This is a genomic window from Komagataeibacter diospyri, from assembly GCF_043995075.1.
Lineage (GTDB): Bacteria > Pseudomonadota > Alphaproteobacteria > Acetobacterales > Acetobacteraceae > Komagataeibacter > Komagataeibacter diospyri.
In genome coordinates, this window is sequence record NZ_CP171836.1 from 860,078 (window position 1) to 874,284 (window position 14,207).

The following is a 14,207-nucleotide window of genomic DNA, read 5'->3' on the forward strand; positions in this document are numbered from 1 at the left end:
ACATGGACGAATTAATAAAGAAACTAAATGGTATTTCATGTATTTCTGATAATATTTCCAATTTTATCTCACGAAGGGGCGAGGATAATTGGCCTATGATTTTGGCAGATTTGGGCCGTTTACTTTGTAAGGACTTTAGTCGTTTTTCTGATAATGACAAAAAAAAGATCTTTTCTCTAATAGAAAATAAAATAGAAAATAATGAAAAAGAAAGTAACCTGGTGGCTACAATGTTTTTAGAGTCATTTATAAACTGCTGGATCGCTCGCGGTTATGAAGATACTTACAAAGAATTTGTTGGTCAGAAATCACTAATATTTATTAATAAACTCGATGAATATTACTCTTAACACCAGCGATTATCGCGATGCAGGATGCGTCACGCTATAATTCCTAGGGCCTGTTAGATCTTGAAAATCTTCCCATATTGTAAGGATGGAAAAAGGAGACGGAACAGGCACTTTTACGGATGAGACGTGGGCGATCTGGGAACCTCTGATCGAGGCGGTTCGCCCGAGGGGCAAGACGCCGCCACATGATCTGCGGCGGACGATAGCAGCGATTTTCTGGCGTCATGAGAATGGCGCGAAATGGCGGAGTATCCCCGCTGAACTGGGTCCGTGGTGGCGGGCTGCGCAGCTTTTCATCCGCTGGGCGAAGCTCGGCGTATGGGAACGGCTGCTCGCACTGGTTCAGGAACAACAGGGCGTGGCATTCGGAATGACTTTTCTGGATGGCACGAACATCAGGGCTCACCACAAAGCGGCGGGAGCCCAAAAAAAGGGACCTCTTTCGAAGAGCGGGACCATCGTGAAGCACTTGGCCGCTCTCGCGGCAGCTATGGCACAAAAGTCTGCGTGATCGCTGATGGACATGGAAAAGCCTTCGGTTTTGCGCTGGCCCCCTGGACAGGCTCACGAACTGCCTCTGGCACCAGCCATGCTCGACAGCCTTCCCGCCATTCCCCTGTGGGTAGTGGGGGACAAGGGCTACGCGTCGAACGCCATGCGTGAACGGATATGAGACATGGGAGCACGGCCGGCCATTCCTACGAAACGGCGCGATGGCCCGGTCGCCTGCCCCAAATGGGCCTATCGGTGTCGACATCTTGTCGAGAACCTCTGGGCTCGCCTCAAGGAGTGGCGCGCTGTCGCAACCAGATATGAAAAAACAGCAACGTCGTTCCTTGCCGTCATCCATATCGCTGCTGCAGCAGACTGGATCAAGCTCTAACAGGCTCTAGGAATGAAAAACCCATTTCCTGGGGAAGAAGAGGTTGCTGTTCCTGGTAAAATTTCAGGTAGCCAGATTCGAGCGATTACTATTATAAGTAAAAATATATCAATTTTAAATCCAGGGTATGTGCCATGATAGAAAGAAAAGAAGTAAATATAATGCTTCCAGATGGAGATATAAAAAAAATAACAATTTTAATATCTTGTGAATATCCATGGTCTATAGAAGCGAATTTTCCTAATGGTGTTTGTAGGCATTATAATTCATCGGATATTTTCTCGGCCTTTCAGGATATGAGAACTGAATTTGAAAAAAAGGAGATACGTTTTCTATGCGCGGGTGCACGTCCCGATGTAGTAACATCAGGAATGTCTAGAAGTATGAGTGGGGGGCGGAAAGCGTATATCATTAAAAAAGGAAAGCCAGCCAATCTATCAGATATGGTTGATATATTTGATTATGCCAAACCAAGTGTAATTGGAACAGTGGCGCAGCAAGAGGAATTCTTTAAATCATGGGTAAATTCGTTCCGCAATGGCGTATGATTTATATTCTATGTGTAACTATATAATAAAATGTATTTAGGTTTTGTGATTTTAAAATAAGAAAGTATTCATCGGTTGTTATTTTTTTTGGTAGGTTGCCATCCATCTCCTGACTCCATGCGGGCGCCCGTTAGTGCGAAGGATATGTCGTGGTCTACAAAAGAGGGCACGGCAACGATTGCCGGATCCGCATCCATGCGTCTCTTTGACCACCGGAGTTATCCCACCCTACAGGGCGGAAATATGCAATTTGCTGTTGGTAAAGGGCACGAACTGACCTGTGCCGGACACGATGTGCAACTGCTGCCGCAAAGTCCGGCGTCTGATCCTGTTGTGGACAATATGTTCCGTTATGCTGTGATGACCGGGCCAAAAATTGCTTCCGCTGATGTCGCACCCTTTGTTCGGCATGTCACATGTGGAGCGGATGGGCAGTTTACATTCTCTAACCTGCCCATCGGCGTCTGGTACGCGGTTACCGAGATCGGCAGCAAGAATATTGCCGTCAAGGAAGTCAGGACCCTGCCTGACCAGACAACGTCAATTATCCTGCAGCATCGCTGGAATTATCCCCCTTCGTGGCGACACGGACCATCTCTCTGGTAGGCTGATCTGGCGAGAAAATCCCTCACCTCTTTCTGGCAAACGGTTCAAGCGACGCAGGAAGCCGCGATGACGCTGCCAGGCTTTGCCACCAGCAGCGACCCGACCAATCCCGACAGTGATCTTGGCCACTCCGGACCCCAGCACGCATTACCTGAGCAAGGATGTGGCGAGCGGCGAGATCGAACTGGTCGGGGTAAGCGCCGAGGTCGGGTTCTCGCATGACCGGCAGGCCGAAAGTTCCACCACGACGACGGTGCAGGGATCGACGGCCGCTGCCGGAGATGCCCTGACGGTCACGGCGACGGGGGCCGGGGGTGGTACCACCGACAGCAATGCCGGTGACATCATTGCCACGGCGTCGCAGCTTTCCGGGCAGACGGTTACCCTGAACGCGCCGGGAACGGTGACGCTGCAGTCCGGGCAGGACACCACGCACACCACGTCCAGCCAGTCTTCGGAGTCCGCCTTTATCGGGGCGACGGCGTCGCTGAACGCGGATGCCCAGTGGGGCGTGAGTGTTACCGGTCAGGTCGGCGGCTCCCATGCGCAGAGTGATGCACGGAGCGCCACGCAGGTTGATAGCACGGTGACGGGTACGGATAACGTGACCGTCAACAATGCTGGCGGCGCGACCACGCTGGACGGGGCAAAGGTCTCGGGTGGATCCGTGGACGTGACGACGGGGAGCCTGGACATCACCTCGGCGCAGAACACGGCGAGCTATTCCAGCAATCAGGAAAGTGGCGGGTTCAGTTTTGCGATCCCGGTTTACGGGGTGGGGGGCGAGAAGGGCTTCTCGGTCAACGCCTCGGGCGGCGCGCTCGGTGATACCTACGCCTCGACGGAAGCCAGCGGGCTATCGGGGATCCATGCTGGCAATGGTGGTGTGAACATCGCCGTTGCGGGCAATACCAGCCTTGATGCCGGGGTGATCGAGAGCACGGCGGCATCGACGCTCAACAGCTTCACGACAGGCAGCCTTACGGCCAGCGGGGAGAAGAATGTCTCCGATTACGCCGGGGCGTCGGCCAGTTTCTCCTACAGCACGATGCAGGGCGGGGGAGATACGGGCGAGGACAACTCGGTGCCCCTGACGCAGGGTTTGGCGGATAACGGCATTCCCATGACTTCGGCTGCGGCGGTAGCCGGTTCCCATGAGACGGAAAGCCAGTCGGCGATCGGCTCGAACATTACGGTGGAGACGGGCGCCACATCCGGCAGCCTCTCGCGTGATCCGTCCACCGCCAACCAGGCCATCGCCAACGATTTTGACGCCAGCAAGGAAAGCAATGTCCTGGCGCTCGCCAATGAGGCCGAGACGGTCACCCAGGCGGCAGCATGGACGGCCAAGCAGGGTTATGACATGGCCAGCGAGGGAGCTGACGACAGGGACACGGTCGGAACTGACGCGCGCGACATACAGCCGAAGCAGGATAGCGTGGCTGGCACAGGAGATGCGACGTCATCAGGATTACGGCCTGACAGGTTTGGCGAAGATGGTGGACCTGGCGGCTTTGAGACTCTCGACTGGAGAATGGGGCCAGGGATTAAAAAGGGGGATAGCACGGGAAACAACGTCGGTGCGGACGTACCACAGCCAGTCGAACCCGACGTTGCAAATCCATGGGATACTACGACTCGGGTGCACCGGGAAAATATCCTGAGGCTTGATTCCTCGGGGGGGCTGACGGTTGCTCCCGATATGGCCAACGAGTATCCCGGTGCCGAGGTCGCAATGACTGATCGGTTTGGACCGGGAGTTGCCCATTATTCGCCGGATGCCATGGTTTCGGGGACGGGTATCGGGGATCTGGGCATTAGCATTCCTGACGCAGGAACATATCGTTCAACTGGTACGTTCACCAAGGACAACCAACTGAAATTCACCAAGGACGGCAGCAGTGATATCTACATTTTAGGGGCGCCGGGGCCGGTCGATTATACCAAGATAGTCGATTATACTAAAGCCACAGGCGGTAAAGTTTCTGCTGAGAAGCCGGTTGGTAAGAATGATATTTCTGGGAAAAATATACCGCCGCGCGGTCCGAAAGATCCGTCGTCTTCGGAAGGAAATGGCGGAGCTAGATTTATTACTGATCCATCCGGAAGCACAATTGATTTACACTATATTAGAAGTTTAAAGGAGGTGAGTGGAGAAAGTATAAATCTAAAATTAAACCGAGGTTCTACAACATATAATCATTATGGAGTTCCAAATACCTATGTGAATGCGGGGAATGGCCATGCTTACGTTTTTGGGCCTAACGGAAAAGCATTATATGATATATCTTCACAAAGAATAAAAGATATATCATACAACGTTAATAAGAAGACGGGAATTGAATATCCTAAAAAATCAGGAGAAAAAACTTTTATATCTAATGGAAAAAGCTTGGTTCCGGATGTGGTCTTGAATATACTAGGGATAAAGAAATGAAAAAGTGTAAAAATGGAATTGATGCAAAGGTAATGGAATTATTCTCAGACCCTTTCCCGTTTAATGATTTTTTCTTATATGTTAGTAATAATGTAACATTAGAACAGACGATTGGTGTCCTTGGTATATTGAGTCCGGCTTTTTTTGAGGCTGATGGGTGTATATTTTGGGAAAATATAGAATCTATAGGATATAAAGAAGGTAGGAAAGGTTTCATAGCAAACAAAAGATTAGACAAAGAACGGTATTTTAACCTATTTTGTGTAGAAGATTTTTTCCAAAAATATGAAGAAGTTAATAATTTAGAGGAAACCGAAGAAGAGGGCGGTATAAAATACAAAGAATTAAAGATAATATTCGCAAGGCAAATAGAGAAATACTGGAGACTGTCCTTGCGCGATTGCTATCCAGAAAAGAAATTTGAATTTGAAATTTCTGGAAATGGTATATGGCCTGAAGATGGCGTATGTTTAACGTTCTGGCAGGTAAACGAATAAATTTACAATAACGAAAAAAACATTATATATTTGTTTTTTTAATATGAATTGTATTCTGATATCTATTTTTTAATTATTTACTATATAATTCTATAATATGGATAATTTATAGAGAATATTATAAAATTACTGTAGGAATAAATTTATATGAAGAAATATATACCCATCATATTAAGTTTTTTTCTTGTGGGCTGTCACCCATATCCTGATTCCATGCGGGCGCCCGTGAGTGCGAAGGATATGTCGTGGTCTACAAAAGAGGGCACGGCAACGATTGCCGGATCCGCATCCATGCGTCTCTTTGACCACCGGAGTTATCCCACCCTACAGGGCGGAAATATGCAATTTGCTGTTGGTAAAGGGCACGAACTGACCTGTGCCGGACACGATGTGCAGTTGCTGCCGCAAAGTCCGGCATCTGATCCTGTTGTGGACAATATGTTCCATTATGCTGTGATGACCGGGCCAAAAGTTGCTTCTGCTGATGTTGAGCCCTTTGTTCGGCATGTCACATGCGGAGCGGATGGGCAGTTTATATTCTCTAACCTGCCTGTCGGCGTCTGGTACGCGGTTACGGAGATCGGCAGCAAGAATATTGCCGTCAAGGAAGTCAGGACCCTGCCTGACCAGACAACGTCAGTCACGCTGCAGCATCGCTGGAATTATCCCCCTTCGTGGCGACACGGACCGTCCCTCTGGTAGGTGGGCCTGACGAGGAAATCCCTCATTCCTTTTCCTGATATTCTTTCTGGCAACCGGTTCAGGCGGGGCAGGGAATCACGCTGGGTTCGGTTGCGGCGAGCGCGTCGCAGGACATCGAGCAGCATGATTACAGCCATCGCGCGGCCGAGACGGAGAATTTCGGAGCGTCGATCAGCACGGGCGGAAACCTGACGGCGGCCGCCCTTGGGGGTGACCTCACCCTGGCAGGGGCGACGGTTGCGGCCGGGAAGTCGGCCACGCTGATGGCGACGGGCAACGTGAACCTCAACGCGGTCACTGACAGTCAGTCTTCCTATACCCGCACGGTTGAACACGGGTTCCTCAACAGGACGACCACGACTTCAAGCGAGAGTTCAACCGACCAGGTCGGCAGCACGGTGGCGGCCAATGACAACGTCACCATGGTCTCGGGCAGGGACATGTCCGTGGCGGGTACGGTTGCAGGCGGCGGCAATGTCACGCTCCAGGCCGGTGGAAAAGTCACGGAAAACGCGCTGAAGGATACGGCGCAGTCTGCCTACAGCCAGGAGAAAAGCGGCCTGTTCGTGGGCACCAGCGGCGCCGGGTTCGAGGTTGGGTTTGGCAAATCGCGCCAGACCGCCAATGACAGCAGCACGACCTGGACCTCCAGCGAAATCGGGTCAACGGGCGGAGACGTAACCGTTGCGGCGGGTGGTCCGGTCACGATCAACGCGTCCGGGCTTGAGGCGGCGAAGGACCTGAATGTTTCAGGGTCGTCGGTTTCGTTCAATGCCCTCAGCAATGTCGCGAAGGATTCCCAGACCAGCGATTCCAGCTTTATCGGCCTGAAAGCCGGCCTGTCAGACTGAATTGCCCCGGGTTTTGTGGAGACAGCAAGACCCGTGAGGTAAGAGATATTCATGAGTAACAAATCGAAGCGTTTTCCGCCTGAATTTCGTGAACGTGCAGCCCGCATGGTTCTGGAGGAAGAGAAGAACCATCCGTCACGCTGGTCCGCAGTGATGATGATAGCGCCAAAGCTGGATATTCATCCTGACACGCTGTCAAAATGGACACGTCTGCATGAACGGGCCAATGCACCTGCGGTAAATGATCTGCCTGATCGGGAGAAGATCAGGCGACTGGAGCGCGAGAACCGCGAACTGCGGCAGGTCAATGAGAGCCTGCGCAAGGCGTCAGCATATTTTGCGGAAGGGAAACTCGACCGCCGCTTCAGGCCATGACGCGCTTCATCGATGAGCACCGGCAGGCATATGGTGTCGGGTCAATCTGCAGGGTTCTGCCGATTGCGCCATCTGTCTATTATGCTTCCGTGACCAGACAGAAAAATCCTTGTATGCGCAGCCAGAAAGACAAAGGACCGTGCGATGAAATCCGTAGAGTATGGAACGATAATTTTTGTGTTTATGGAGCGCGTAAGGTCTGGCATCAGCTCAGACGCGAAGGCAGGAATGTCGCCCGCTGCACGGTAGAGCGGCTGATGCGCCAGATGGGACTGAAAGGCGTCATTCGTGGCAAGGGGGGCAGAACCACCCGGCCAGATCCGCAACGCCCCTGCCCACAGGATCTGGTGCAGCGCCAGTTCCATGCGCCAGCTCCCGACAGGCTGTGGGTTTCGGATTTCACTTACGTTTCCACATGGCAGGGCTTTGTATATGTCGCTTTCATCATTGATGTATTCGCCCGCGTGATTGTGGGCTGGCGCGTCTCATCAACTGCCCATACCGACTTCGTACTGGATGCCCTGGAGCAGGCTCTGTGCCAGAGGCAGCCCGAGGAGAAAGTGACCCATCATTCCGACAGGGGCTGTCAGTATGTGTCCATTCGCTACACGCAAAGACTGGCTGAAGCAGGCCTTGTTGCCTCTGTCGGAAGTGTTGAGGATTCCTATGATAACGCCCTGGCCGAGACCATAAATGGTCTCTACAGAACCGAACTCATCTATCGGCAGGGGCCATGGAAAAACAGGGACTCTGTTGAACTGGCCACACTCAGATGGGTGGACTGGTTCAATAATCGCCGCATTCTGTCATCTATTGGAAACATCCCCCCGGCAGAAGCTGAGGCTCGCTTTTATGCTCAGCAGAAATCACATGCTTTAGCCGCCTGGTTCAGATAAAAAACGTCTCCACAAAACCCGGGGCAATTCATGTTGGTCTTGGCCCAGGTTTCGTCGATAAAGACCAGACGGGTGGGATCTATGTTGGCCTGATAGCGCTTCCAGAACCTGCGCTTGCGCGCGACGTCAGGCCGGTCCTGCTCGTAGGACAGCACGCTTTTTTTTGAAGCTGATCCCTTCGGATTGGAAAAAGCGTGAAAGCATGCCCGTGTCGGCCTGAACGCCACGCTCCTCGCGCAGTCGGATCGATAGCGCCGCGAGGGTGATATCAGGCTCGGCATCAATGATGGCCAGCAGCCAGACCCGTTCAGGTCTGGTTTTCGAGGGACGATGCCCGCCCGTGCCGGCACAGCACCGATCCCCGACGCGTCTTGCGCGCTGAACCCATTTGATCGCTGAAGCATCGCTCACGCCGAAGCGCCGCGCCGCTGCCCGGCAACTCATGCCGTCTTTCTCCACCGCATCAATTACACGGTCTCGTAAATCCTGCGAGTAGGCTTTCGGCATGAAGGCTGGCCTCCTTCGCCAGTCTTCATCTTGAATCACATCAGACACCCTTTGGGAATCCTATGATTCAATCTATTCGCAGCGCGCTCTAGCACTACAGTTGCATTTTGTGTCGTGAGTGAGCGCGGATAGCACTGGCCTGATGCGTTCGTCGAAAGACGGACCATCTGAGGATGTGAGAGACGGGTAGTCTGCGTTGTGCAAGTTTTACGACGAGGCGCCTGATCTCCTGAATGGACCAGCGGACAAGGACTGTCGTGTTCTGAGTTGTGTTTTTTTCGGTTTCAGTGAGTTTGCCTGGTAACGGACACTGGCCATGACGGCATAGGCCAGCATGACCAGAGAGACATGCCGATGCCAACCATGCCAGGAGCGGGTCTCGTTATGATCAAGACCAAATTCGTTTTTGGCCGTCTCGAACCCTTCTTCGATCCTCCAGCGCGTCCCTTCAACGTTCACCAGTTCCTGCGTGGTTGTCCCTTTCGGGCTCCAGGTCGTAAAATAGGCAAGGTCCCCGTCAGCGATGTTTCGGCGGATCAACAGGCCACGTGTCCATGGTCCGGCTATAGGGCAGTCAAATTCTTCAGCATCCAGATCAGCAAGCGGAAGATACGCCCAGTCATAAAGTCGCTCACCTTTTGTGCCGTGCCCCGCTGACAGACGACGCCAGGCCTGGTCTGGCAGTCCTGCTGCAATATCTTTCGCCTCTCCGGCAATCAGCGGTTCCGTTGCCCATGATCCGAACCAGTGATTGCCCTTGACCCCAAGCACATATCCAATTCCTGCCCGGCGAAGCGTGCGTTCTACGTCGCCCACGCCATACACGCTGTCTGCTGCAACCCAGCGGAACGGCACACCGGCCTCAATACTTCGCTCAATCATCATCGAGGCTAACGCCGGTTTGGTTGCAAACACCACGTCATCGGGAACGTGGGCCCGCTTCAGACGCTCAGGCTTTGATGTCCAGTCTTTCGGGAGATACAGGGCGCGGTCAATAAAGGCATGCCCCCGTTCCGAAACATAAGCGCCAAACACACCAATCTGGCAGTTCGTGATCTTGCCGGCAGATCCCGTATACTGCCGCCCCACACCGCAGGACGCCTGACCCTTCTTCAGAAAACCGGTCTCATCAATGACCAGCACGCCCTCTTCAGTGCCCAGATGCTCAATCACATAATCCCTGACGACGTCACGAAGGGCATCGGCATCCCAGTGCCCGCGTCCCAGAAGCGCCTGCTGCCGCCATGGACCAGGATCTCCTGCGGCTTCCGCTCGCATCCATCCCGTCTTGCGTGGTTCATTGCCAATCAAAACATCAAGAAAAGCACAGGCCGAATCTACGACACGTTTTTGCGTGAACAGCGGCGCCATCCGATCCTTGGCGGACCGAAGCGAGCGCGCCCATAATTCCAGCGTCTCTTCAACAGACGTACCGCCACTCATCATATCCTGAATCATGGTTACCCATAGATTCAGAACTCAACACAAAATGCAACTGTAGTGCTAGGTTCTGTCTGCATTCAACGTAGCCAGATCATGGCGCATGCGAGGTGGACGAACCCCATGAATGCAGGGAGAGTTTTCTCGCATCGCAAGGCAATCCTGCGGAAACGTTTGAGTTTGTTGAAGAAGCATTCGATCTGATGGCGTTCCTTGTAGAGGCTCCAGTTGATCGGAGGCATGATGGCGCGGCTGGGGTTGGCTTTGATTTGTGCGATTGCCCCGAGGTCATCAGCTATGAAAATGCGTAGTGGGTCAGCGTCGTAAGCGGCATCGGCAATGACATGGCCCACACCCTGCAAGCCGGACAGGAGCGCCTCGGCCTGTGGCCGGTCGCCCCATTGCCCCGGTGTCGGATGAATCCGGAGCGGTAGGCCGATCGCATCGACGACTGCATGCAGTTTGGTCGTCAACCCACCACGTGAACGACCGATGGCGGCAGTTTCAGCCCCCCTTTTGCGCCGGCCGCATCGGCATGGACTTTCGAAATGGTGCTGTCGATCAGGACGTATTCGAAGTCCGGAGTGTCGGCCAGGGCATGGAAAAGCCTTTCCCAGACACCAGAGTGTGACCAGCGTCGAAAACGAGCATGGACAGCGGTCCATTTACCGAACACCTCTGGCAGGTCACGCCAGCGCGCCGCATTGCTGGCCATCCACAAGATCGCATCCACGAACAACCGGTTGTCGACTCCACTCCGCCCAGGCGTTCCGATCCGGCCGGGAAGATGGCCTTCGATCCGGTTCCATTGCTCGTCTGTCAGTGTTCGTCTGCTCAAGGCTCGTCCTCCCTCGACAGCCTTGAATCAGAACTTCAACCCAAAGGGAATCCGTGAATGCAGACACAACCTAGAGTCAGCGCCCAGCCCACCATCCACGCCAGTCGCTCACCCATAACGGCATAGGTATAGGTGTAGGTGTAGGCCGATCCGGCAGTGGGCACCATAGACGCCAGTTCGGAATAACAGATCGCCGCGCACATGCAGATGAAACCGGCAAGGATGAAGCTTAACATCATGCCCGGACCCGCTTTCTGCGCGGCTTCGGAAGTCAGCACGAATATCCCGGTTCCGATGATACCGCCGATTCCCTGCATCGTGAGTTGGAAAGCCCCAAGCGACCAGTTCAGTGATTTCTTTTTGGCCGTCGCCAGGATTGCATCCAACGATTTTACACGATCAAACTTCATCCACCCGTTTTGCCCCTGACCCGGCATTATACGCTTTCATGCGGAGCAGAACCTACGGATAAAATCGCCAAGCGCAAGCACTGGAAGGGAATGCGCCCGTTCGTGCGGGGGTATCACATATCCGGCATTTCTATGTCGCGTCCGGCACACCATGGAAAACCCGGGTAACGGGGGTCAGCCCCCCGATCCAGTATGACAGTTCATGCGGGCCGCTGACGTTCCATGTTGCCATGTCCGCCACCATGCCGGTCGCCAGCCTGCCCCTGCTGTCCTGCAGGTTCAGGCCCTGCGCGCCGATGCGGGTAACTGCAGCCAGAACTTCCGCCGGTGTCATGCGGAACAGGGTGCAGGCCATGTTCATCACGGCTGTCAGACTAGTCACGGGGGATGTGCCGGGATTGCAGTCGCTCGCCAGTCCCATGGGCACCCCGTGTTTGCGGAACAGGGCGACCGGGGGCGCATGCTTTTCACGAATGAAGTAGAACGCGCCGGGCAGCAGCATGGCGACCGTTCCGGCCTGCGCCATGTCCATCACGCTGGCTTCACTGACATATTCCACATGGTCTGCGGACAGGGCGAGGTACTGCGCGGCCAAGCTGCCGCCACCGGTATCGGATAACTGGTCGGCATGGATGCGTACGGGCAATTGCAATTCCATGGCCCTGTCAAACAGCCTGCGGACCTGCGCGGGACTGAAAGCAATGTTTTCACAAAAGGCATCGACGCTATCGACCAGCCCTTCGGCTGCTGCGCGTGGCAGCACGACATCAATCAGGAAGGAGACGTAATCGTCCTGCCTGTCCGCATATTCGGGGGGGAAGGCATGGGCGCCAAGGAATGTTGTATGTACATATATGGGCAGGGCCTCGCCCAGTCGTCGGGCAACGCGCAACTGCTTGAGTTCATCTTCAAGCGTCAGACCGTAACCTGACTTGACTTCGATCGTGGTGGTGCCCGCGCGGATCATGCGCTGCGCGCGTTCCATGGCAAGGGAGAGGAGGGTCTCCTCACTCGCCGCGCGTGTGTTGGTGACGGTGGACAGGATGCCACCACCCTGCCGGGCAATTTCAGTATAGGAAACGCCATTCAGCCGTTTTTCAAACTCGGTACTGCGATCACCCGCATAAATGATGTGAGTATGTGCATCAATCAGGCCCGGCGTCATCCAGTGGCCATGGCCATCAATGACCGTGTGGGCCAGCGTATCGGGTGCAGCGGGCAGGTCCGCGCGCGCACCAATCCAGACAATCCGGCTGCCGTTTGTGGCAATGGCGGCATCATGACTGCACCCGTACGGATCATCCGATGCTTCATGGGCGGGCATCATCGTCGCGATATTCAGGTTGATCCAGAGTCTGTCCCACATCGTACGTTTTCCTTCGTTCTCCACGTTCTGTAGATAAGTATATACAAATAAGTCAAATCTGTTATCAATCCATAACAAAACGCAGGATTACCTGCCTATCAGGCATGAGAGTGGAAATGGTCACGATTTTTGCAAGACAGGCCATGCTGCCCACCGGGTGGCGCAGCAATGTGCGGATTGAAGTGGGAATGGATGGCTGCTTTTCCGCCATAGTGCCAGATTCTTCTCCCGATCCTTCCGTATTATGCGCGGATATTGTCATTCCCCCACAATACAGCCTGCATTCCCATGCATTCCAGCGCGCTATGGCCGGCCTTGCGGAAGGGCGCAGCAACCCGTCCGATACATTCTGGACATGGCGCAGGGCCATGTACCGTCTGGCTGACAATGTGACGCCGGAACAGATGCAGGATATTGCTACATTCCTGTATATGGAAATGCTGGAACGCGGTTATACGCAGGTTGCCGAATTCCATTACCTGCATCATGGCAGGGGTGGCACGCCGTATGCCGACCGTGCGGAAATGTCGCTGCGTATCGTGCAGGCCGCGCGAAACGTGGGCATGGGCCTGACCCTGTTGCCGACATTATATGCCCGGTCGGGTTTCGGAGCGCAGACGACGCTGCCCCAGCAGCAGCGTTTCGCCAACACGCTACAGACCCTGGCAGATATCGTCAGTCGAGTGCGGCAGGCAGGCGACCATGCCATGCCCCCCATTGTCGGGGTCGGGCTTCATTCCGTCCGCGCCGTTGACATTCGTGAGGTGGGGGAGGCAGTCAACCAGATGGCGGCTGGCGCACCGATCCATATCCACGTGGCCGAACAGCAGGCCGAAGTTGCGGAATGCCTGCAGGCAACCGGTGCGCGGCCTGTGGAATACCTGTTTGATCATGTGACGGTCGATGCGCGCTGGTGCCTTGTGCACGCCACGCACTTGTCAGCAACCGAAACGACATTGATCGCCCGGAGTGGCGCCGTGGCTGGCCTGTGCCCGATTACGGAAGCCAATCTGGGGGACGGACTTTTTCCCTTCCCGGATTGTGTGGCGCAGGGTGGACGTTTCGGTATTGGCAGCGACAGCAACATACTGATCAGCCCCGGCGAGGAACTGCGCCTGCTTGAATACGGTGCACGTCTTGACCGCCAGCAGCGCTGTGTCTGCCTGCCGGAGGGAGAGATGGGTTCGGTTGGTGGCTACCTGTACCGTGCGGCATTCGAAGGCGGCCGTCAGGCCTGTGGCCTGCCGCCATCTGGGCTGGTCGTAGGGGCGCGGGCTGATCTGTGCGTGCTGGACCCGGAAAAACTGTCCCTGCCGGAACTGCAGGGGGACAGGATTCTCGATTCAGCCATTTTTGCCTGTCCCACGCTGCCTGTGCGTGATGTGATGTGTGCGGGGCAGTGGGTTGTGCAGGACGGTCGCCATCCCGATCATGACGGCATTACGCGTAATTTCCATCGCGCCCTGGCGATGCTGGCAGCTGAATGAAAGGTTACGATCAT

General features: G+C 54.4%; 15 protein-coding genes, 1 pseudogene and 1 other annotated feature. Of the genes and pseudogenes, 11 read left to right on the forward strand and 5 right to left on the reverse strand.

Annotated features, from left to right (window positions below):
- The first annotated feature begins 2 nt into the window (after window positions 1-2).
- From ACE2AA_RS03960 to ACE2AA_RS04005, 10 genes and pseudogenes are all read left to right on the forward strand, one after another.
- Window positions 3-350: a hypothetical protein gene (locus tag ACE2AA_RS03960; protein ID WP_395371294.1), complete on the forward strand. Its 348-nt coding sequence runs from the start codon at window positions 3-5 to the stop codon at window positions 348-350.
- Between the two features lie 85 nt (window positions 351-435).
- Window positions 436-1,233, forward strand: a pseudogene (locus ACE2AA_RS03965) (IS5 family transposase).
- 12 nt (window positions 1,234-1,245) lie between these two features.
- Window positions 1,246-1,371 carry a hypothetical protein gene (locus tag ACE2AA_RS03970; RefSeq protein ID WP_395371295.1) on the forward strand — a complete coding sequence of 42 codons (126 nt, stop codon included), beginning with the start codon at window positions 1,246-1,248 and terminating at the stop codon, window positions 1,369-1,371.
- Window positions 1,368-1,781 carry a hypothetical protein gene (locus ACE2AA_RS03975; protein ID WP_395371297.1) on the forward strand — a complete coding sequence of 138 codons (414 nt, stop codon included), beginning with the start codon at window positions 1,368-1,370 and terminating at the stop codon, window positions 1,779-1,781. Before ACE2AA_RS03970 ends, ACE2AA_RS03975 begins: the two co-directional genes overlap by 4 nt.
- 195 nt (window positions 1,782-1,976) lie before the next feature.
- Window positions 1,977-2,387: a hypothetical protein gene (locus ACE2AA_RS03980; RefSeq protein WP_395371299.1), complete on the forward strand. Its 411-nt coding sequence runs from the start codon at window positions 1,977-1,979 to the stop codon at window positions 2,385-2,387.
- Window positions 2,388-2,508: 121 nt separating this feature from the next.
- Entirely contained in the window at window positions 2,509-4,824 is a 2,316-nt protein-coding gene (locus tag ACE2AA_RS03985) for a hemagglutinin repeat-containing protein (RefSeq protein WP_395371300.1), read from the forward strand.
- Window positions 4,821-5,321: a hypothetical protein gene (locus tag ACE2AA_RS03990; RefSeq protein ID WP_395371302.1), complete on the forward strand. Its 501-nt coding sequence runs from the start codon at window positions 4,821-4,823 to the stop codon at window positions 5,319-5,321. The genes ACE2AA_RS03985 and ACE2AA_RS03990 overlap by 4 nt, the downstream gene beginning before the upstream one ends.
- A 147-nt stretch (window positions 5,322-5,468) precedes the next feature.
- Window positions 5,469-6,023 carry a hypothetical protein gene (locus tag ACE2AA_RS03995; RefSeq protein ID WP_395371303.1) on the forward strand — a complete coding sequence of 185 codons (555 nt, stop codon included), beginning with the start codon at window positions 5,469-5,471 and terminating at the stop codon, window positions 6,021-6,023.
- A 113-nt stretch (window positions 6,024-6,136) separates the two neighbouring features.
- Entirely contained in the window at window positions 6,137-6,874 is a 738-nt protein-coding gene (locus ACE2AA_RS04000; RefSeq protein WP_395372121.1) for a hemagglutinin repeat-containing protein, read from the forward strand.
- 51 nt (window positions 6,875-6,925) lie between these two features.
- A protein-coding gene (locus ACE2AA_RS04005) for an IS3 family transposase (protein ID WP_395371305.1) occupies window positions 6,926-8,145 on the forward strand; the annotation gives its coding sequence in 2 pieces (ribosomal slippage) (window positions 6,926-7,223 and window positions 7,223-8,145; 1,221 coding nt in all).
- Window positions 7,204-7,320: a sequence feature (AL1L pseudoknot), on the forward strand. Its footprint overlaps the gene before it by 117 nt.
- Window positions 8,146-8,271: 126 nt before the next feature.
- Here ACE2AA_RS04005 and ACE2AA_RS04010 read toward each other — a convergent pair.
- The 5 genes from ACE2AA_RS04010 to hutI form a co-directional block, all read right to left on the reverse strand.
- Window positions 8,272-8,652: an IS630 transposase-related protein gene (locus tag ACE2AA_RS04010; RefSeq protein WP_395371306.1), complete on the reverse strand. Its 381-nt coding sequence runs from the start codon at window positions 8,650-8,652 to the stop codon at window positions 8,272-8,274.
- A 207-nt stretch (window positions 8,653-8,859) separates the two neighbouring features.
- On the reverse strand, window positions 8,860-10,110 hold the full coding sequence (locus tag ACE2AA_RS04015; RefSeq protein WP_012812328.1) for an IS701-like element IS1452 family transposase: 1,251 nt from the start codon (window positions 10,108-10,110) through the stop codon (window positions 8,860-8,862).
- A gap of 62 nt (window positions 10,111-10,172) precedes the next feature.
- Window positions 10,173-10,930, reverse strand: a protein-coding gene (locus ACE2AA_RS04020; RefSeq protein WP_395369507.1) for an IS5 family transposase whose coding sequence is annotated in 2 segments (ribosomal slippage) — window positions 10,173-10,612 and window positions 10,612-10,930 — 759 coding nt in all. Because the reading frame shifts where the segments join, the coding sequence is not laid out codon by codon here.
- A 35-nt stretch (window positions 10,931-10,965) separates the two neighbouring features.
- Complete coding sequence (locus ACE2AA_RS04025; protein WP_395371307.1) at window positions 10,966-11,340, reverse strand: amino acid permease; 375 nt, start codon at window positions 11,338-11,340, stop codon at window positions 10,966-10,968.
- A 130-nt stretch (window positions 11,341-11,470) separates the two neighbouring features.
- Entirely contained in the window at window positions 11,471-12,706 is a 1,236-nt protein-coding gene (gene hutI, locus ACE2AA_RS04030; protein WP_395371308.1) for an imidazolonepropionase, read from the reverse strand.
- Window positions 12,707-12,822: 116 nt separating this feature from the next.
- On the opposite strand from hutI, the gene ACE2AA_RS04035 reads away from it, so the two are divergent.
- Complete coding sequence (locus ACE2AA_RS04035) at window positions 12,823-14,193, forward strand: formimidoylglutamate deiminase (protein ID WP_395371310.1); 1,371 nt, start codon at window positions 12,823-12,825, stop codon at window positions 14,191-14,193.
- The last annotated feature ends 14 nt before the right edge of the window (window positions 14,194-14,207 follow it).